The 19,699-nt window shown below is 52.4% G+C and carries 20 protein-coding genes and 1 pseudogene; 11 read left to right on the top strand and 10 right to left on the bottom strand.

From position 1 onward, the window contains the following. Window positions 1-49 precede the first annotated feature (49 nt). From H3L93_RS10410 to truB, 5 genes are all read left to right on the top strand, one after another. The gene (locus H3L93_RS10410; protein ID WP_003798989.1) at window positions 50-880 is read left to right on the top strand and encodes an ABC transporter permease; all 831 of its coding nucleotides are present in this window, start codon (window positions 50-52) and stop codon (window positions 878-880) included. Window positions 881-908: 28 nt separating this feature from the next. After that, on the top strand, window positions 909-1,169 hold the full coding sequence (locus tag H3L93_RS10405) for a hypothetical protein (RefSeq protein ID WP_003798992.1): 261 nt from the start codon (window positions 909-911) through the stop codon (window positions 1,167-1,169). A gap of 48 nt (window positions 1,170-1,217) precedes the next feature. Next, complete coding sequence (locus tag H3L93_RS10400) at window positions 1,218-1,790, top strand: nitrous oxide reductase accessory protein NosL (protein WP_003798995.1); 573 nt, start codon at window positions 1,218-1,220, stop codon at window positions 1,788-1,790. Between the two features lie 70 nt (window positions 1,791-1,860). Next, the gene (locus H3L93_RS10395) at window positions 1,861-2,850 is read left to right on the top strand and encodes an FAD:protein FMN transferase (RefSeq protein ID WP_003798997.1); all 990 of its coding nucleotides are present in this window, start codon (window positions 1,861-1,863) and stop codon (window positions 2,848-2,850) included. Window positions 2,851-3,038: 188 nt separating this feature from the next. Next, window positions 3,039-3,968: a tRNA pseudouridine(55) synthase TruB gene (gene truB, locus H3L93_RS10390; protein ID WP_003798999.1), complete on the top strand. Its 930-nt coding sequence runs from the start codon at window positions 3,039-3,041 to the stop codon at window positions 3,966-3,968. 313 nt (window positions 3,969-4,281) lie between these two features. Here the strand turns inward: truB and H3L93_RS10385 are convergent, their stop codons facing one another. After that, a complete protein-coding gene (locus tag H3L93_RS10385) occupies window positions 4,282-4,776 on the bottom strand; it encodes a phosphatase domain-containing protein (protein WP_003799002.1) in 495 nt (164 codons plus the stop codon). Between the two features lie 385 nt (window positions 4,777-5,161). Between H3L93_RS10385 and H3L93_RS10380 the strand changes: the two genes are divergently transcribed. Next, entirely contained in the window at window positions 5,162-5,485 is a 324-nt protein-coding gene (locus H3L93_RS10380; protein WP_003799006.1) for a lysozyme family protein, read from the top strand. Here the strand turns inward: H3L93_RS10380 and H3L93_RS10375 are convergent. Both H3L93_RS10375 and coaBC read right to left on the bottom strand, forming a co-directional pair. Beyond that, complete coding sequence (locus H3L93_RS10375) at window positions 5,402-6,253, bottom strand: IS256 family transposase, variant Zn-binding type (RefSeq protein WP_425484987.1); 852 nt, start codon at window positions 6,251-6,253, stop codon at window positions 5,402-5,404. The two genes, H3L93_RS10380 and H3L93_RS10375, sit on opposite strands and share 84 nt — an antisense overlap. Window positions 6,254-6,419: 166 nt before the next feature. Next, on the bottom strand, window positions 6,420-7,607 hold the full coding sequence (gene coaBC, locus H3L93_RS10370) for a bifunctional phosphopantothenoylcysteine decarboxylase/phosphopantothenate--cysteine ligase CoaBC (protein ID WP_003799011.1): 1,188 nt from the start codon (window positions 7,605-7,607) through the stop codon (window positions 6,420-6,422). A gap of 337 nt (window positions 7,608-7,944) precedes the next feature. Here coaBC and H3L93_RS10365 point away from each other — a divergent pair, with 337 nt between their 5' ends. The 4 genes and pseudogenes from H3L93_RS10365 to H3L93_RS10350 all read left to right on the top strand — a co-directional run bounded on the left by H3L93_RS10365 (window position 7,945) and on the right by H3L93_RS10350 (window position 14,441). Next, on the top strand, window positions 7,945-12,492 hold the full coding sequence (locus tag H3L93_RS10365) for an autotransporter outer membrane beta-barrel domain-containing protein (protein ID WP_003799012.1): 4,548 nt from the start codon (window positions 7,945-7,947) through the stop codon (window positions 12,490-12,492). Between the two features lie 54 nt (window positions 12,493-12,546). Further along, the gene (locus H3L93_RS10360; RefSeq protein ID WP_003799013.1) at window positions 12,547-13,083 is read left to right on the top strand and encodes an OmpA family protein; all 537 of its coding nucleotides are present in this window, start codon (window positions 12,547-12,549) and stop codon (window positions 13,081-13,083) included. Window positions 13,084-13,217: 134 nt separating this feature from the next. Further along, window positions 13,218-13,776, top strand: a pseudogene (locus H3L93_RS10355) (transposase); the annotation flags it as partial. Between the two features lie 134 nt (window positions 13,777-13,910). Further along, the gene (locus H3L93_RS10350; protein ID WP_003799019.1) at window positions 13,911-14,441 is read left to right on the top strand and encodes an OmpA family protein; all 531 of its coding nucleotides are present in this window, start codon (window positions 13,911-13,913) and stop codon (window positions 14,439-14,441) included. A gap of 100 nt (window positions 14,442-14,541) precedes the next feature. On the opposite strand, the gene H3L93_RS10345 is transcribed toward H3L93_RS10350, so the two are convergent. The 4 genes from H3L93_RS10345 to H3L93_RS10330 form a co-directional block, all read right to left on the bottom strand. Beyond that, complete coding sequence (locus tag H3L93_RS10345; RefSeq protein WP_425484987.1) at window positions 14,542-15,393, bottom strand: IS256 family transposase, variant Zn-binding type; 852 nt, start codon at window positions 15,391-15,393, stop codon at window positions 14,542-14,544. A 146-nt stretch (window positions 15,394-15,539) separates the two neighbouring features. Beyond that, on the bottom strand, window positions 15,540-16,304 hold the full coding sequence (locus H3L93_RS10340) for a hypothetical protein (protein WP_003799023.1): 765 nt from the start codon (window positions 16,302-16,304) through the stop codon (window positions 15,540-15,542). After that, window positions 16,301-16,903 (bottom strand): hypothetical protein, encoded by a 603-nt coding sequence (locus H3L93_RS10335; protein ID WP_003799025.1) that lies wholly within the window; start codon window positions 16,901-16,903, stop codon window positions 16,301-16,303. Before H3L93_RS10335 ends, H3L93_RS10340 begins: the two co-directional genes overlap by 4 nt. 123 nt (window positions 16,904-17,026) lie before the next feature. Then, window positions 17,027-17,236 (bottom strand): Cro/CI family transcriptional regulator, encoded by a 210-nt coding sequence (locus H3L93_RS10330; RefSeq protein WP_003799030.1) that lies wholly within the window; start codon window positions 17,234-17,236, stop codon window positions 17,027-17,029. 116 nt (window positions 17,237-17,352) lie between these two features. Between H3L93_RS10330 and H3L93_RS10325 the strand changes: the two genes are divergently transcribed. Then, complete coding sequence (locus H3L93_RS10325; RefSeq protein WP_003799032.1) at window positions 17,353-17,997, top strand: helix-turn-helix domain-containing protein; 645 nt, start codon at window positions 17,353-17,355, stop codon at window positions 17,995-17,997. Window positions 17,998-18,044: 47 nt separating this feature from the next. Here H3L93_RS10325 and H3L93_RS10320 read toward each other — a convergent pair whose 3' ends face one another. Genes H3L93_RS10320 through H3L93_RS13025 form a run of 3 tightly spaced genes read right to left on the bottom strand, consistent with a single transcriptional unit; the run spans window position 18,045 to window position 18,744 of the window. Then, window positions 18,045-18,413 carry a helix-turn-helix domain-containing protein gene (locus H3L93_RS10320; RefSeq protein WP_003799034.1) on the bottom strand — a complete coding sequence of 123 codons (369 nt, stop codon included), beginning with the start codon at window positions 18,411-18,413 and terminating at the stop codon, window positions 18,045-18,047. A gap of 47 nt (window positions 18,414-18,460) precedes the next feature. Beyond that, window positions 18,461-18,589 (bottom strand): type II toxin-antitoxin system RelE family toxin, encoded by a 129-nt coding sequence (locus H3L93_RS13515; RefSeq protein WP_369582903.1) that lies wholly within the window; start codon window positions 18,587-18,589, stop codon window positions 18,461-18,463. Window positions 18,590-18,594: 5 nt separating this feature from the next. Then, entirely contained in the window at window positions 18,595-18,744 is a 150-nt protein-coding gene (locus H3L93_RS13025) for a type II toxin-antitoxin system RelE family toxin (protein ID WP_003799038.1), read from the bottom strand. Window positions 18,745-19,699 lie beyond the last annotated feature (955 nt).

Genomic DNA, 19,699 nt, shown 5'->3' with positions numbered 1-19,699 from the left:
AGCCTGAAAACGAATAAGCACGCACAACAAAAATCCGCAAAGGAAAACCATGTCTCCCACCCTTATCATCGCTCAAAAAGAAATCCGCGATAATCTCCGCAACCGCTGGGTGCTCGCCGCCACCATTCTGATGTTTGCCCTTGCCCTGGCGCTGGGCTTTATGGGCAGCACGCCCACAGGCAGCGTGAAAGTGGACCCGCTCACCGTAACCGTGGTGAGCCTGTCTAGCCTGTCTATTTTCCTCGTGCCGCTGATTGCCATGCTGATGTCGTATGACGCGCTGATTGGCGAAATTGAACGTGGCACGATGGCGTTGCTGTTGAGCTACCCCATCTCGCGCTGGCAGATTTTGGTGGGCAAGTTTATTGGGCACACCTTTTTGCTTGCCGTTGCCACCACCATTGGCTACGGCGCGGCGGGGCTGATTTTGCAATGGCAGTTTGGCGGTTTTCAGGCTGCCGCATGGAAGCCTTTTTTCTTGCTGATTGTTGCCAGCATTTTGCTGGGCGCGGCGTTTTTGTCGCTGGGCTATCTGATTAGCGCGAAAGTGAAAGAACGTGGCACAGCGGCGGGCTTGGCGATTGGCGTGTGGCTGTTTTTCGTGGTGATTTTTGACATGGCGTTGCTCGGCATTTTGGTTGCCGACAGCAAACACCGCATCACCGCCAAGCTGCTGGAAAACGTGCTGCTGTTCAACCCCACCGACATCTACCGCCTGCTCAACCTCACAGGCTTTGAAAACACCGCCATGTATTCGGGCATGGCGGGCATCAGCGGGCAAATCGGCTTAACCAAAACCCTGCTGGTCGCCGCGCAAATCGGTTGGATAATCGTGCCCTTCGCGCTGGCGGCATGGCTGTTTAACCGCAGGCAGATTTAGCAGGCAGCCTGAAAAAAGGAAACCCGTTATGTGGCAAACCATCCGACAATGGTGGCAAGAAGAGCGCGAACGGTGGCGATATTATTGGCACATGACTCGCCCCGCATGGTACGTTGAGCTGATGACCATGCTGCTGATTGAGTTTTCCGACCGCATCGCGTTTTTAGACTTTTTGGACAGCTGGATTTTCGGCATTGGCAGCTTCATCATCCTGCTGTGCAACGGCTACATCGGCATCATCTGCTATTCCACCCCATACCGCCCCGAAGACTGGGAAGACTTCAAATAACCCGCCCAAGGCAGCCTGAAAACTCCATTCACACACAAGGAAACCACCATGAAAAAACTCATCGCCACCCTTTTGCTGGCCACCGCCCTTGCCGCGTGCGGCGGCGAAAACGGCAACACCGCCGCCAACAAACCCCAGCCGCAAGTCATCAGCGATGCCGCCAAGGGCTACTACTGCACCATGAACCTGCCCGAGCACAACGGGCCCAAAGCGCAAATCTTCCTGGAAAGCAAGCCGGATGAAGCGCTGTGGTTCTCCACCGTAACCCAAATTTTCAACTTCGTGCGCCACCCGGGCGAACCCAAAGACATCGCCGCCATCTATGTAACCGACATGAGCGACGCCACTGATGCCGACTGGGAAAAACCGCTCACCACTAACGCCAAATGGATAGATGCCCGCACCGCCCATTATGTGATTGAAAGCCGCTACATCGGCGGCATGGGCACACAAGATGCCATCCCCTTTTCCGACATGGCAAAAGCCCAAGCCTTCGTTGCCAAAAACGGCGGGCGCATCGTTTCGTTTGACGACGTGCCCGACAGCTTCGTATACGCCAACCCCGTTGTCGGCGTGCCGCCGCAGCCTGCCAGCGCGCCCGATGCAGCCGCCAGCCATTAAGCATTTTCAGGCTGCCGCAACCGCCTGATGCAGCCTGAAAACCCCTCCCCCAAAAACAAAGGACACCACCATGCTCACCCGCCGCCGCTTTATCCGCATCACCGCCGCCACCACCGCCGGCGCACTGCTCCCCCTCGCCCATGCCCAAACCGCCGCCCCCGCCCCCGCCGTCAAACCCGCTCTCTGGCAAGGCGTGGCGCTCGGCTCTGGCGCGGAACTGCGCCTCTACCATCCCAACCCCGCCGTCGCCCAAAGCCTGATTAAACGCAGCTTGGACGAAGTCGCCCGCTTGGAAAAAGTATTCAGCCTTTACCGCGACGACAGCCAAATCCAACAGCTCAACCGCACAGGCAGCCTGAAAAACCCCTCGCCCGACCTGCTCGCCGTGTTAAGCCAAAGCCGCTATGTGCACCGGCTCACCCAAGGCGCGTTTGACCCCACCGTGCAAACCCTGTGGCATCTCTATGCCGATTGGTTCAGCCGCCACCCCAACAGCCAAACCCCGCCGCCCCATCTTGCCCAAGCCGTGCAACACATCGGCTTCCAACACGTCCAATTCAGCAGCCGCGAAGTGCGCTTCACCCGACCCAAAATGGGCATCACCCTCAACGGCATCGCCCAAGGCTACATCACCGACCGCATCACCACCCTGCTGGAAAAAGCAGGGCTGGCGCACGCCTTGGTGGATTTGGGCGAACTGCACCACTTAGACCCCCAACACCGGCATCCCGAACGCGTCAGCGTGCGCGACCCCAAAGACCCCAACGGCACGCGCTTCCAAATCCCGCTCGACAACCAAGCCCTCGCTACATCAGGCGGCTACGGCACCTATTTTGACCCCGATGGTAAGTTCACCCACCTGTTCAACCCCAAAACAGGCGGCAGCAACCCCCGCTACCAAAGCATCAGCGTGCGCGCCGACCAAGCCGCCCTTGCCGATGCCCTGTCCACCGCCTTTGCCGTGAGCAGCGAATCCGTTATCCGAAACGCCGTCAAACAACGCCCCGACATCAAAGCATGGGCGATTGCGCTGGATGGCACGGTGAAAGAATACGGCTAAGGCAGCCTGAAAACACACATGGCGCGCCGGCTCGCCGACATCCGGCCAACAGCACGGCAGCCCTGTTCAACGCAGCATCAGCGACAGACCCGTTGCCGCGCCGTTACAAAACTTCCGCCTAAACGCCAATCTCAAACGCAGCCTGAAATCCCCCGTTTCAGGCTGCCCATCTGTCTCCCGCCCGAAAAATGACCCCCGCCAAACCCAGCAAACGCCCCGTCTGCGGCGTGCTCCTGCTAGACAAACCGCTTCACCTATCCAGCAACACCGCCCTGCAACAAGCCCGCCGCCTCTACCGCGCCGAAAAAGCAGGGCACACCGGCGTGCTGGACCCCCTTGCCACCGGCGTGCTGCCCGTCTGCTTTGGCGAAGCCACCAAATTCGCCCAATACCTTTTGGATGCCGACAAAGCCTACACCGCCACGCTAAAACTCGGCGAAGCCAGCACCACGGGCGATGCCGAAGGCGACATCATCGCCACAGGGCGCAGCGACATCAGCCTGAGCGAATTTCAGGCTGCCTGCACCGCGCTCACCGGCAATATCCGCCAAGTCCCTCCCATGTTTTCCGCGCTCAAACACAACGGCAAACCGCTCTACGAATACGCCCGCCAAGGCATCACCATCGAGCGCAAACCGCGCGACATCACCATCCGCCAAATCACCGTCCAAGATTTTGCCCCGCCGCACGCCACCATCGCCGTGCAGTGCAGCAAAGGCACCTACATCCGCACCCTCGCCGAAGACATCGCCAAACAGCTCGGCACCTACGCCCACCTCACCGCCCTGCGCCGCACCGCCACCGCAGGCTTTGATATCGCCCAAACCCACACGCTGGACGCGCTTGCCGCGCTGTCCGAAGCCGAGCGCGATGCCCTGCTCTTGCCCTGCGACGCCCTTATGCACTACCTGCCGCGCATTAACGTAGACAACGAAGCCGCCCGCAAACTGCGCTTCGGGCAAACCGCGCCATACACCCCCAGCGGCAGCCTGAAAAGCAACACGCCGCTTCGTGCCTACGACGAAAACGGCGTGTTTATCGGGCTGGCGGCGTATTTCAGCCATTACGGCAGCCTGAAAGCCATACGGCTGATGAACACTGCCCCAGCGGCGGAATAGGGCAGGGCAGGGCGCGATGGGGGGCGCGCCGAACGGATGATGAAACCGCCGTGCCTGTCATCACGATAAGCTATCGCGATAAAAGGCAGCCTGAAAACGGGATACAAGCGTTTTCAGGCTGCCTTTTGCTATTCTGAAACCTTGGCAAAAGCCTTGGGGGGTGTTGCAGGTCGGGCATGGATGCCCGACATTTTTAGTGGTGGCGTATTGAAATAGGTCGGTGTTTGTCGGGCATCCATGCCCGCCCAGCATCAACCGTCCGCCGCAGCATCAAGGCAGCCTGAAATCCGTTTTTCAGGCTGCCTTTCATGCTTTATTCGCCCCCGCGCAACCGCGCCAGCTCCGCCTTAACCTGCGCCACGTTCTCTTCGGTAAACAGCCGTTCCAAATTCCGCCAAATGCTGTGGTAGCCAAAGCGTTCGTGCTTCATTTCCGCCAGCGCATCGGCAATCGGCAGCCCGTGATACACAATGCGGTACATCGCCACAATCGTGCCCGTGCGGTCCGCGCCGTGGTAGCAATGCACCAGCACCGCGCCCTGTTGCTGCTGTTGCTCAATCGTCCGCAACACGCGGGCAATGTCGCGCGGCTGCACGCGCCAAGTGAGCAAGGGGCGGTTAATCAGCGCGATATCGGGATGGCCGGCAAAAATCTTTTGGTTTTTATGGCGGCCAAAATAGCGCAGATTCACCACGCTGCGGATGCCCAGCTGACGGATGGTGGCGAGGTCGTCGCGGTTAAGCTGTTCGCTGCGGTACAGTTTGCTGTCCACGCGATACAAATTGGCATCTTGTTTGATGAGCTGCATGGCGGCTTTCGGTGAGGGGGATGGAGAAGCGGCAGGCGGTTGCGGGGCGGCAACGACAAGCGCGGGCAATAATAAACAGGCAAGCAAGAATCGGCGCATGGTGTTGTGTATCGGGTTACAAAAAATCGCGTGAACAAGCATTCACGCGATTGAAATCTGGTGGGTCGGGTGGGGTTCGAACCCACGACCAAGGGATTATGAGACGCGTCTTTTAATTATAACTAATTGATTATTAAAGAGTCAATACCTGCACAATACAGTCTAACACAGCCTAATACAGCCACATTCAGGCACAAATTGGACACACGCGCAAAAGAGCCAAAACGCAAACATCTACACGGATTTTTGTGGATTTTTTCGTTTTTGTTTTTTGCGAGGATTCATTATGTTAAAAAAAACCATTGCCCTTTTGCTGGCAACCGCTTTGCCTTTTCAAACGATGGCTGCTCAAACACCCCGCTCACTCAAACCCGCTGCCTCATCGCAGCGGGTTTCGTTTAACCAGCTAGCCGAGCAATGCGGCAGCACGGTACATCCCGATACCTTGCAAGCGGTGGCGCGGGTGGAGAGCAAGTTTAACCCTTTTGTAATTGGTGGCATAAGTAACAAATTTACTGCTGAAAATTTATTTTTCAGAAAAAGAATCCTTAATAAACTTTATTTTGTTGGCTTTACTCATGCCGTGATGACACGCCAAATGCCGCTTTAATCCGGCAAATGCACCATCAAGCAGATTGGTGGTGTTTGGGATGTTCAGATCGGGATGCTCTTCAAACACAAATAGGTTGCCCATGTTCCGTTTCAGGCTGAAATATGCGCTGCGTAGTCTTGGGTGGGTGTAGTGGGATTTGCCCGTTTCGGGGTTCTTTGTGCGTTCGTTGAAGAAGTCTTTGTGCTGTTCGAACCATGCTTTCAGGCTGCTTTCAAAGTCGGCTCTGCGGCTGTTTTTCAACGTCCGTGCCAAGTGCCACAGCTCTTTGCCTGCTGCCGTTTGCGGGTTGCGCGTCAGGTAGCAGCCGACGGTTTTGACTTGGTGGAAATGGCAAAGTTGTACGGGGATATCGGGGAACAGTTGCAGCAAACCCTTACGGCCGTCGCAGACGATGCTTTGTATTTCAATGCCTTTGGCTTTCAGGCTGCCGATGGCTTCGGCGTAAAGGGCGTTGGTTTCGTTTTTGACTTCGGTAACAGAAAGCGCTTTGCCGCTGATGCTGTCGAACAAAACCATGATGCCGAAACGGCGTCCGAAGTAGGTGGTGTCCATCACGACGTTGGCGCATTGGGGCGCGGCAAACTGCGCTTTGGGCGCGGCTTTTTTGAGATGGCGCAGGATGGTTTGGCGGCTGCATCCGTAGGCGGCGGCAAGCTGTGCAGCGGTTTGTTTGCCTGCGGTGTAGGCTTGCCATAGTGCTTGCGGGTTTATCCGTCTGCCGCCGTTGAAATACTTATTGCAGCATTGGCATTTGTACTGTTGGATGCCCTGATGCTGTCCGTTCTTTTTGACCTGTTTTGAGCCGCAGAAAAAGCATTTTTTGTGTTCAAAACCTTTGACTCCGCTTAAAGCCTTGCAGCATAAGGCTTGCAGCGGGTTTTAGCAGTAAATTTGTTACTTATGCCGAAAACTACAGCCATAGGACAGGGCTTCAGGTAGCCTTTTCCAGCAGCCGGGCGATTTCGGCCACGATAGCATCGGCGGTGTCGCGTTTGCCCATTTCCGGCAGCGCGGTTTCGGCCGAGTCGCTGATGAGCGTTAATTGGTTGTTACCGCTGCCCATGGCGCTGACGGCATGGTTGGCCACAATCAGCGGCACGCCTTTGCGCAGCCGTTTGGCGCGGGCGTGTTCGAGCACGTTGTGGCTTTCGGCGGCGAAGCCCACGCAGAAGGGCGCGTTGGGCAGCCGAGCCACGGCGGCGAGAATGTCGGGGTTTTCGGCCAATTCGATAACGGGCGGCGTGCCGTTGCCGTCTTTTTTCAGCTTTTCGGCGCTGCGGTTGGCCACGTGGTAGTCGGCTACGGCGGCTACGCTGATAAACACATCGCAGTTATCTACTTCTCTCATCACGGCTTCGTGCATTTCACGGGCGCTGTGGGCGTGGTGTACGGCTATGCCTGTAGGCGGGGCTACCTGAAGCTGCCCGGCCACCAGCACCACTTCCGCCCCGGCAGCACGGGAGGCCTGCGCTAGCGCCACGCCCATGCGGCCGCTGGACAGGTTGGTGATGCCGCGCACGGGGTCGATGGCTTCAAAGGTGGCGCCGGCCGTGAGCAAAACGCGTTTGCCGGCAAGCAGTTTGGGGGTCCACAAGTCGGGCAGCAGTTCGGCCAATTCGGCGGCTTCGAGCATGCGGCCTTCGCCGGTTTCACCGCAGGCCTGGCTGCCGCTGGCGGGGCCGAATACGGTGATGCCGTCGGCTTGCAGTTGGGCGATGTTGCGCAGGTTAGCCGGGTTGCGCCACATTTCCACGTTCATGGCGGGGGCAACGGCCAGCGGGCAGGCGCGGGCGGCGGCCAGGGTGGAGAGCAGGTTGTCGGCCATGCCGTGGGCGATTTTGGCCAGGGTGTTGGCGCTGGCGGGAGCGATAAGGAACACATCGGCCTCGCGACTGAGACGGATGTGCGCCATGCCGTCGGCGGAGTCGGCAGTATCGTCCGTCCACACGGTGTGCCCGCTCAGGGCTTGGAAGGTTTGCGGGGAACCGAAGCCGGCAGCGGCGCGGCTCATGGCCACGCTTACGGTGTGCCCCTGTTTCCTGAGCAGGCGCACAAGTTCGCAGGATTTATAGGCAGCAATGCCGCCGCTGATGCCGAGCAGGATGTGTTTGGTGGGCATGGTATATGGTGTGATGTGAAAAGATGGGCGTTATGGTAACACAGGGCTGGGTGGGGTGTTTCAGGTAGCCTTCAGACGGGGAAAGGCTACCTGAAACCAGTTGCTGTGTATCGATAATAGAGAAACGATGCTTATTTAGAGTAATCGGTTCAATGAGATGTGTTGTATTGCTGTTTTGTGTCTTTTATCCATCAATTGCTGTTATTGGCGGTAAGTTTTCGTTAGTTCTCTTGTTTGCATATGTTACAATCCGCCGATTTCATTTTGCGGAATCGTATGTGGGCATTTGAAATTAGTTCAGATGTGTCAGCGTATTTGCACTTAAGGAGTTAATTTAATGAATAAAATTTATAATATCGTGTACTCTGAAGAGCGCGGCACCTGGGTGGTGTGCTCAGAATTGGAGCGCGCTAGCCGGAAGAAGTCTTCCAATAATTCTGCCGCCAAACTGCTGGCTTCTGTCGCAGTGATCGGTCTTGGTGTATCTGCTTTGCCCGCTGCGGCTTCTACCTGTGGCAATGGCAGTACTGTAGCCAGCGGTGGTAGCTGTGATATGGGTGTTTATACTGCAGCCGCAAACGACAATAAAGTCGGTCAGGCTTTGGTAACCGGTGGTGATACTGTTACCTTAACATCACCCGATATCAACAACATTACCGGTAATAATAATGACCGCTCTATCAGAAGTGGAAAATTAAGCGAACTGTTTACAGAGCCCGCCATTCTTGCGGAACTGAATCAGCGCGAGCGCCTGCTTGCCAACCAAAAAGGCCGCACAGTCAATGTAACAGACCCAGCAACCAATAGTAACCAAACCGTAAACGTTTACAACAACGTTAAATCTATATCTGCAGCAGATATTCAAAGTACTGTATCAACGGGTAATGATATATACGTTGATATGCGCTTGGGTACCGCTAATGGCAACGGCAGCAAAATTATTGCCAGCTTAGGTGATCCGGCTGCTGCTATGGTAGATGAGACTACTACTCCGAACACTGTAAAAACACTGATTGCTTTAAAAAACTCTCGGTTGGTGCAGGCCGAAGGCGGTGGGTCGGCAGAATGGGTATCTAAAAACCGCATTTATTTTGAAGAAACCCGTGTAGCTTCCCAAGAGATGGCGATTAGCCAAGTTTTGTTTAAGCCGAAAACCGTTACCTTTAGGGGGGTGAGCCATACGCTGAATACGGTGGAGGATTTGGCTAACTATAATAGAGATGTCTTGATTCCTGCCGTTGGTACGCCTGGTTTTGCCAATGCCGGCGAAACCCAACAGGCAGCATACGATCGCTATTTCAATGAGGCTGCTGCTACCGAAACAAAAGTTTTCCGTCAAAATAACCCCATTGCTATCCATCCAGATTCTACTCTGCCGATTGGTGAGCGCTGGGTGTTGGCCGCAACTGGTGCGGGTTCCACTGCTACCATCAAAAATGGTGGGCAAATTGACGTAAGCCCTGGTTTGGAGTCAAGTAACGGTGGCGGCATGCTGGCAGAAAACGGTGGTAAAGCAGTGATTGAGGAAGGTGCGCAACTGTCCGGCCGTTTCAACAGTCTGACCGTACGTGATGCAGGCAGTACAGCAATTAACAACGGTGTGATTTCCGGTGGTTTCTTTGCGTCTGATAATTACGACACAACCCAGGCCAGACAGACAAATAAAAATGACTACTACTCTTTGTCTACCACTATTAATGCAACCAATAGCGGCAACTTCGAAAATAATGGCATCATTAACCTTGCCGGCTATACCTATCAGGGCTATTCGCATAACAACTACGCACTTCGTGTGAATAATAATGCTACGGCAACCAATAAAGCCGGCGGTATTATCAATGTAGCAGTGAACAGTTCGCCAAACAGCGGTATTACCGGCGTACGTGTAGAACAAGGCGGTACATTTAATAGTGAGAAAGACAGCCAAATCTTTATCGGCCGCGCAGCACAATACGACAAAAACGCACCGACTAAGCTGATCGGCAATGCTACCGACCAAGTAGGTATTTTGGTGAATGGCAGCAATGCCGTTGTTAATCATAACGGTAAGATTACCCTTGGAGAGCAAACTCAAGGTGCTACCGCTATCCGTGTAGCCAGCAACAGTGATGCATCAACCGTGGTTAACTTGGGCACAGACAGTGTCATCAATATCGAGGGTAAGGCAAGCGGTGTTGGCGGTGCACAGCCAAAACAAAACGTTGGTATCCAAGCACAAAACTCTGGCGCTGCTCAAATTACCAATGCCGGTGCAATCAACGTAATTGGCACTAATGCAGTCGGTGAAAACGTGGTGGCCGAGGCAGGGCGCACGGCAAAAATCACTAATACCGCCACCAGCAAAATTACGGTAGAAGAGGCTTCTGCCAACCTGGTGACCCGCAATTACGGTATTTATGCTGATGGCCAAGGTACTGGCAAAGCCGATGTGGTTGCAGATGGCACATTGACCTTGAAAGGTGACAACGTTATCGGCGCACACGCACGCGGCAATTCAACCATGACCGTCAATGCGGGCATGAAAGCCGTGTTCGATAACTCCACCAATGCGAAAAACCAAATTGCTTACCACATCAATGGTGGCAATGCTGTTGCCAACGTAGCTGCCTTGGCCAACAGTACCGACATCACTACCGAGAACTCCACTATGTTCCGTGCAGATGCTGGTGGTACCGTAAATGCATCCGATCTCACCGTTACTGCATCCGGCAAAGATGCCGTGATTTTGGCTAGTGATGGCGCTGATGCAGCAGGTAAAGCTTCTGCTGTTAATGTGAATAATGGTACTTATAACCTGACCGGCAGCGGCTCTAAGGTGGCCTTGGTATCCGGCGGTGCCGCAGCTAGTTTAAAAGGCACGGCTAATGTTGCGGACACTGCCACCAATGCAACCATTGGTATAGCAGATGGTAAAAACCACGGTTTGAATAACCAAGCAGTTGCCGGTAGTTCACCTAATAACAAAACCAAACTGGTTTCTGAGCTGAACACCACCACCAGCGCCGCTGGTGTAACCGGCTATACCGCGCAAAACAGCGGCACGGTGAACTATTCAGGTAGCCTGAATCTGAATGGTGCCAACAGCGTTGCCGTACAAACGCTGAATAACGGTACAGCCAACCTGAACAACGCAACGGTGAAAGCCAATGGCGACGCCCTGCGTGCAAATGCTGGTAACAACACTATCAACGTTAATGGTGGCACGGTAACCGGTACCACCAACGTATTCAATTCAGTTGCCGGCACCAACTCACTCGTTGCCACTAATGGCGCGGTGCTGAATGGTGTGATGTCGCTGGCAGCAGGTACTTCTTCCGTGGAGCTGGCTAACGGTACCACTTGGAACAATACCGGCAATTCCACCGTAACCAGCCTGGATAATGCCGGCACCGTAGCCTTTGCTACACCGACTACCGCTGCTGTGGGCAACTACAAAACCATCACCGTAAACGGTGACTACACCGGCAATAACGGTAAATTGGTGGTGAACACCCTGTGGAACAGCGATGCGGATAAAGACTCCGACCACCTGATTATTAAAGGTACGGCCAGCGGTAAAACTGTTGTCAGCACGCCAAACGGCATTATCGGTAACATCACGAAAACCACTGCACAGCAGTTCTCTTCTGATGTGGTAACCGTAGAGCAGCCTGCAGCCAATGCCGCTGGTCAGCAAGTTGGTCAACCGGATGGCAACGCTGTCTTTACAGGTACTGCCGACACCACCAATGCCGGCCAAGCCCAATTGGTGTTGAAGAGCACTGCAGGCGGTAAAAATGTGTACGCATGGACGCTGTATGCTACTCCGGCTCCTGCACCTGCTCCAGCACCTGCTCCAGCACCTGCTCCTGCACCTGCTCCAGCTCCAGGACACTATATTTTCGCACCTGGTGTATCAGCATATACGCTGATGCCGCAAGTGAACCAAGAAATCGGTTACAACACGTTGTCTGCTACATTGCACGAACGCCGTGGCGAAAACCAAATCATGGCTTGGGATGAGTGTGCAACCTGCGGCGACCAGGCCAAAGGTCAAACTTGGGCGCGCCTGCTGGGTCGCGGTCTGAACAGCGATGGTAAAGAGCGTTTCAACTTTGAAACCAAAATGGGCGGCGTACAAATCGGTCATGACTTTGCCATCCGCCGTAACGATAAAGGCGGTCATAACCTGACTGGCGTGTTTGCGGCATATACCCATGCGACAACCGACTTCTTCGACCGCTACCGTGCTGTCGGCGGCGTTGTGGTGGACGATAAATTCACCGGCGAAGGCAAAACCGATGCCGTATCTTTGGGCGTGAGCAACACTTACTACGCACAAAACGGCAGCTATCTGGATTTGGTCGGCCAAGTAAGCTGGCTGCGCAACAACTATAAAGCCCGTGATTCCGTTTCCGTGAAACAAAACGGTTGGGGTGCAGGCCTGTCTGCCGAAGTTGGTCGTCCGTTTGCCTTGGGTGAGCGCGCCGAAAACGAGGGCGGCTGGATGATTGAGCCGCAAGCTCAGTTGATGTACCAATATGTGGGCCTGAAAAACTTCAACGACGGTATCCGCCAAGTAGAACAAAACGGCCAACACGGTCTGCGCGGTCGCTTGGGTGCACGTTTGGCCTACAATGCACCAAACAGCAACCTGCGCACCAACACGTTCTATGCCGTTGCCAATGTGTGGAATGATTTCATCAAACCGCGCAATATCCACATCGGTGCGGACTCTGTCAGCGAGAAACGCAACACTACGTGGGGCGAACTGGGCTTGGGCGCACAACTGCCGCTGGGCAAAAATGCCTACCTGTACGGCGATGCGCGCTACGAACGTAACCTGGGCGGCGCAAAACGCGACGGTTACCGTGGCACAGTCGGCTTCAAATACACTTGGAAATAACCCCTACCGTGCAGGCTGCCTGATTTAAGGCAGCCTGCCCAAAGGAAACCATCAATGAAAAAAACATTTTTATTTGCTGCCCTGGCAGCTTGCTTAAGCACTCCTGCATTGGCCAAAGATTACATTCACAAATGGTGTGCGCCTGAAGAACCTGCGGCTCCCGTTATGGTGGCGCCTGCACCAGCACCTCAAGTTGAGCGTATCAATCTGGCCGCCGATGCCTTGTTCCAATTCAACCGCTCGTCTGTGAAAGATCTGCTGCCGCAAGGCCGCGCAACATTGGACGACCTGGCCGCCCGTCTGGTCAGCCGCCAAGCGCACATCGACAGCATTGCCCTGGTGGGCCATACCGACCGCTTGGGCAGCGAGCAATACAACTACAACTTGGGCTTGAAACGTGCAGAAACCGTGAAAGCCTATTTGCAGGAAAAAGGCGTGCAAGACCCTATCAGCACCCGCAGCGCTGGTGAAACGCAACCGGTTACCACCGACTGCCATGGCACCCGTGCAACGGCGGCTTTGAAAGCCTGCCTGCAACCTGACCGCCGCGTAGTGGTGGAAATCACTGGCACAACCTCTGTTGCGCAATAATCGCGCGCTCAAATCCCTTGGTTTGCTTTTGCTTGAGCCAAGGGATTTTTATTGGAATTTAAAAGCAGCCTGAGACCTTTGCAAAATTCCCCAAAATCCCCTAAATTCCCACCAAGACATTTAGGGGATTTCTCATGAGCACCTTCTTCCAGCAAACCGCACAAGCCATGATTGCCAAACACATCGACCGCTTCCCACTATTGAAGTTGGATCAAGTGATTGATTGGCAGCCGATCGAACAGTACCTGAATCGTCAAAGAACCCGTTACCTTAGAGACCACCGCGGCCGCCCCGCCTATCCCCTGTTGTCCATGTTCAAAGCCGTCCTGCTCGGACAATGGCACAGCCTCTCCGATCCCGAACTCGAACACAGCCTCATCACCCGCATCGATTTCAACCTGTTTTGCCGTTTTGACGAACTGAGCATCCCCGATTACAGCACCTTATGCCGCTACCGCAACTGGCTGGCGCAAGACAAGACCCTGTCCGAATTGCTGGAACTGATTAACCGCCAACTGACCGAAAAAAAACCTAAAAGTAGAGAAAGCATCCGCCGCCGTCATTGACGCCACCATTATTCAGACCGCCGGCAGCAAACAGCGTCAGGCTATAGAAGTCGATGAGGAAGGACAAGTCAGCGGCCAAACCACACCGAGTAAAGACAGCGATGCCCGCTACCAGCACAACTTTGGCAGCACCAGCCGCCATGGCTGCCGTGGCAGCGTAGGCTTCAAATACACTTGGAAGTAAGCGTTTGATGCAGCAAAGGCTACCTGAAAATATTTGAACGAATAGTTTTCAGGTAGCCCCAACAAGGATTGAATACAATGAATCAGATTACAAAAACTCTCCTCCTCACAGCCTTGGCCGCCGGTTTGAGCAGCCAAGCCGCCGCCCGCGACGTGCACCACCGCTGGTGTGCCGAAGAAGCACCCGTTGCGCAACCCGTTGTGGCAGAGCCGCAAGTTGAGCGCATCAACCTTTCGGCTGATGCCCTGCTCCGATTCAACCAATCGGATGCCGCCGATATGTTGCCTGAAGGTAAAGCCACCCTCGACCGCCTGCCCGAAAATCTCGTTAGCTGTCAAGCCCATATCGACGGCATCGCCCTTACCGGCCACACCGACCGCCTCGGCAGCGAGCAATACAACTACAACCTCGGCCTACAGCGTGCCCAAACAGTGAAAAACTATCTGCAGGGCAAAGGCGTACAAGCCCCCATCAGTGTGGCCAGTGCCGGCGAAAGCCAGCCGGTTACCACTGCGTGTACCGGTACCCGTGCTACTGCGGCTCTGAAAGCCTGCTTGCAGCCCGACCGCCGCGTTACCGTGGATATTTCCGGCACAGCGGCACAATAGTAGTTAAGCCGGTTGGAATTGAGGCTACCTGAAACTCAGCAGAGCGGAATTGCCGCGAAGCTGAAATTTCGGCATAAGTAACAAATTTACTGCTGAAAATTTATTTTTCAGAAAAAGAATCCTTAATAAACTTTATTTTGTTGGCTTTACTCATGCCGTGATGACACGCCAAATGCCGCTTTAATCCGGCAAATGCACCATCAAGCAGATTGGTGGTGTTTGGGATGTTCAGATCGGGATGCTCTTCAAACACAAATAGGTTGCCCATGTTCCGTTTCAGGCTGAAATATGCGCTGCGTAGTCTTGGGTGGGTGTAGTGGGATTTGCCCGTTTCGGGGTTCTTTGTGCGTTCGTTGAAGAAGTCTTTGTGCTGTTCGAACCATGCTTTCAGGCTGCTTTCAAAGTCGGCTCTGCGGCTGTTTTTCAACGTCCGTGCCAAGTGCCACAGCTCTTTGCCTGCTGCCGTTTGCGGGTTGCGCGTCAGGTAGCAGCCGACGGTTTTGACTTGGTGGAAATGGCAAAGTTGTACGGGGATATCGGGGAACAGTTGCAGCAAACCCTTACGGCCGTCGCAGACGATGCTTTGTATTTCAATGCCTTTGGCTTTCAGGCTGCCGATGGCTTCGGCGTAAAGGGCGTTGGTTTCGTTTTTGACTTCGGTAACAGAAAGCGCTTTGCCGCTGATGCTGTCGAACAAAACCATGATGCCGAAACGGCGTCCGAAGTAGGTGGTGTCCATCACGACGTTGGCGCATTGGGGCGCGGCAAACTGCGCTTTGGGCGCGGCTTTTTTGAGATGGCGCAGGATGGTTTGGCGGCTGCATCCGTAGGCGGCGGCAAGCTGTGCAGCGGTTTGTTTGCCTGCGGTGTAGGCTTGCCATAGTGCTTGCGGGTTTATCCGTCTGCCGCCGTTGAAATACTTATTGCAGCATTGGCATTTGTACTGTTGGATGCCCTGATGCTGTCCGTTCTTTTTGACCTGTTTTGAGCCGCAGAAAAAGCATTTTTTGTGTTCAAAACCTTTGACTCCGCTTAAAGCCTTGCAGCATAAGGCTTGCAGCGGGTTTTAGCAGTAAATTTGTTACTTATGCCGAAATTTCAGGCTGCCATTCTCGCGCGGTATGCTGCTTGCCGTTCCGCCGCGCTGGCGTATTTCTTGGGTCTGCCACCTTTGCGTGCGACGGGCGGTTTGGGCGTTTCAGGCTGCCTTTGGCTATGGTTTGGCAAGCTCGGCAAAACTTCGGTGTATTCTGCTTCAATCACATCATCGTTTTCAGGCTGCCTAAACATGGTTAGGGGAATACGCCGATTGGAGCGTATGGGCGATTGCCAACGAGCATCGTAGGCAAAGGCAGGGGTTGGGCTAGGGAAAGGGCGAGTAGTGCGTCTGTGGCGTTGTGGGCGCGCGTATGGGCGAATGGGTGGTGGTTCGCTGTATGCGGTGTCGGCATCATCGTTCACTTCGTAGGGAGCTTCGTATTCATCCACTTCATCATCCCAAGTCTCTGCCGCAAAATTGCTGGCGGTAATGTCTATCCCTTTGCCACTGCCACCAAAGAAAACCTGCATCGGTTGGCGCATTTCGTTTGGCTCGTTAGGCTCGGCGGGTAATTGCCCCAGTATCTCGCGCTCAATCAAATAATCTTGAAACGGCGCGCCTAATCTACTCACCAATCGGGGGATGAGCCGATTACTCAATTCATGCAAAAACTGATTTTCGTATTCCAATTCCATGCACTCACGCTGCCAGTAATGCACTTCTTGGCGCGATTGGTCTTTTTGCAGATTGCGAATGCCCAAATACAACAATCCGCCCATACTACCTAATGCGATGATGGCGGGCAATAAATCCATCGTGTTCATGTTACGCCCTCCACTTTTTTGTTACGAAACATGGGATTTTGCGGGGTTTCGTAACGGTTTCGTAACGCTTTGAATAGGGTAGGGCGGAAAAACAGAGGTTTCGTAACAAGTTTCGTAACAAATTTTTGGATTTCGTAATGCGGTTTCATCACAGAAAAGCCAAGTTTCGTAACGCTCAAAATAGGTTTTGTAACAGGTTTTGTAACAAAATGCGCAACAGAACAGCGCAAATGATGCGGGCAAGATGAGCCCAAGGAGATGAGATTCATGGCGAATGCCTTGCCAGTTTGCCATGCACCTTGCGCTCGCGGTGGCATTCTACAATGCCCGATTTCTTTCAAATCGGCGCGCGCTTGTTCGTAATTGCGGTGAGAAAAGCCTAAGTTCGCCGCTAAATCCTTGGCGGTAAGGCGTATCCAACCATCACGCTCAACTTGTTCGCTTTCAGGCTGCCCGCTCGCCCAATCCGTCCACCGGTGCAACAACGAGAGCAAATCGCGGGCGTAGTGTTTTTTGCCGAGCAACGCTTGATAGTCGTCATACACAATGCGGAACGACTGTTCAAGGTTTTGCGTGAGCAGGTTAAAGGGCATATCCATCAGCGCCCCCCCCCTTTAAGCGTGCCACACTCGTACCCGTTGCGAATAAGCAGCGAAACGCGCCCGCAGGGTGGCTGGGGCGGTGGCGTGGAGCGTGGCGGTTGGGGTAGGGGGTGGGCATGATTATTCCGTAGCAGAGGCGGAAATATCGCTGTCTTTACTATATAAAGACAAATCAACAGATAATTTTCCCCGTGTGAGATTTTCCAAGCGGTAGGCTTGTTTTTCGGGAATAACATCGCCCCATTGCGAAATCGCAGATGGGCTAACGCCTAGTGCTTGTGCGGCTTTTACAAATGAGCCGTAGTATTTTTTAACATCAGATTTCAACATGGTAGCTACTTTTGAAATTCATAAAATTTAAATATTCTTAAATTTTACACATAAAGGAAACTTAAATCAACATTGGTTACTATCGCCGCTTGCAAATTTAGAATGGGGTTAACACAGTGCAAGCAACAACAATAGGACAACGAATTAAGCAAAAAAGAAAAGAACTGCACTTAACGCAAGCCGATTTAGCAAAAAAAGTTCAGGGGGTTTCGCACGCAGCAATTTCACAATGGGAAACTGACATCACTAAACCAAACGCAGAAAATTTGTATGATTTATCGCAAATTTTTAAATGTGATTTTGTCTGGTTGCTGCGTGGAGAAGGAGAAAATATAACCCCGCATAAGATTGAAAATGTTACGAAAATACCTGTTTTTCGCTACGATGATTTAAAAAATTGGGATAGTACTCGGATTATTAACCATACAGAAACCGAGTACATTATGTCTGAAATTAATCATTCCGAATTTGCGGTTGCATTCAATATTATTGATGACTCCATGACCCCTGATTTTCTAGTGGGTGATTTAATTGTAATAGACCCCAAAGTTCGCCCTTTACCAGGGGAATTTGTTTTAGCTAGAAGTGGGGAAACGACGTTGTTCAGAAAATTCAAAGCTAATGAGTTGGATTTGGGAAATGAACAGTCGTTTTCGCTTATCCCTCTAAATGATGATTATGCTTCGTTGTCGTCTAGTAATCATGAAATTGAGATAATTGGCACAATGATTGAGCATCGGATTTATCGGCGTAAACGGTAAGTAAAAAGGCAGCCTGAAAACATTTTCAGGCTGCCTTTTAATTGCGCTTAAAGTGCAAGTTGATTGGGTAAGCAATCATAAATAGCAGCGAATTGCTCGCGTGTTTTTGCTTGTGGTCTTGTTCCCACTTTCTCAATTTGAGAGAGCGCAGCTTGGCTGATACCTGCTTTTTCTGCGGCTTGCGCTTGGGTTAAACCACGATAGATGCGCCATGCTGCGATTGCGCTAACTTCTTTTTCGCTCATGATTTTTACAATATCATGGGGAATGGTTACATCGTCAAACTCAGTCGCCTTACTAGGGATGTCTTCCCATTTTTCATCGCTATTATCGTCAATTAAACGGCGGTATTCATCAATAGGCAAAATTACAAATTGAGTTTCGCCGTGTTTGTCGTGAATGTATTGTACGTTCATATTTTAGGCTTCCTTTGTTAAGGCAGGGCTTGCGCCCTGCTGATTGGTTAATGCTTGTAGGTTGTTGTGGTGCGCCGTTTCACTTGCATAATATTGATGATTTTCGGCTCACCATCTATTACTTCAAAGAATATACGGTAATCGCCGTGTCTTATCCGATACTGCTTGCCGCTCAAATGCTTTACGTCTGCTTTACGTCTAAATAAAAGCCATCAAGAAAGGGAAAATCTTTCAACATGGCGACTTTTGCTTCTATTGCCGCGCGGTAGCGCCTATCTATTTTTAAAAATTGGCGCGTTGCTCTTGGATGCCAAACAACATTGTTCTCCATAACTGCCTTTCTACATTGTTAATCACAGCATAAATTATAAGATAATAATCTTATGCGGTCAAGCATTTTCTTATTTCAATATAAGAAAATTTGCCATCTGCCTATTTCCCTTTGCCCGAAATCGCGTAAAAACAACACCGTAAAATTAAATTTAAGAAATCTTAAAATAATACTTGCGCTATTATTTAAGTTATCTTAAAATTTCACATATCAAAGCAGTACCCCAGTTCTTTAACAATTCGGCAAACGTATCAACCACCCGATGCTTGGTCTTTATCAAGATTGGCGCGCTCCTTTCGTCTTTTTGCGCGGCTTCTTTTTGTGGCTCGGCAGAAATTTTTTCGCTATGAAACGCGGCTAATCTTGTGTGGCTTATCGGTGAAATGCGTATCAAAGGTTGCAGGCGGCATCCAATCCGCCTTAATCAGAATGCCGTGCATACGGGTAGCGCGAGTGCGTCCGTGAACAGGCGGCAGTTGGACGTATCTTTTAATTGCGGCGTATCCGCGATGTGGGGCAAATCTACGGACGCGCCCTAACGCAGTTTCCCTGCCTTCGGGCATAGCCTGCGCACCCTTTGCCGTGGCGTGTTTTGCGCTCGGCTGGGGATTTGTTTTTCATAGCAAACGGTTTCAGGCTACTTTTGGGTTTTTGAGTTTTAGTGGCAGCCTGAAAATCGTTTTTGAGTGGTTTTCACACCCAAACCTGTTTGGGCTGGTTGAAGCTGGTTTGGGTGTGGGAATGTTTGAGGGGATACATGGATGAGATTGAAGAGATTTAATATTAAGTCGGCTGTATTGCTGGCTCTTAATAGCACTTGGCTAAATATGGTCGCAGAAATCATTATTCTCTTTTTAGTTGCTCATTTTATTTTAGAACTCGTATTCATGGTCTTATTATGGCTTGGGTGATGGATATTCATCCATTTTCCATGGGCATCTTTCTGTTGTGTGAA

The sequence above is a fragment of the Kingella oralis genome (genome assembly GCF_014054985.1).
GTDB classification, from domain to species: domain Bacteria; phylum Pseudomonadota; class Gammaproteobacteria; order Burkholderiales; family Neisseriaceae; genus Kingella_B; species Kingella_B oralis.
Note: the sequence above shows the minus strand (reverse complement) of the source record. Positions and strands in the feature narration are given on the sequence as shown.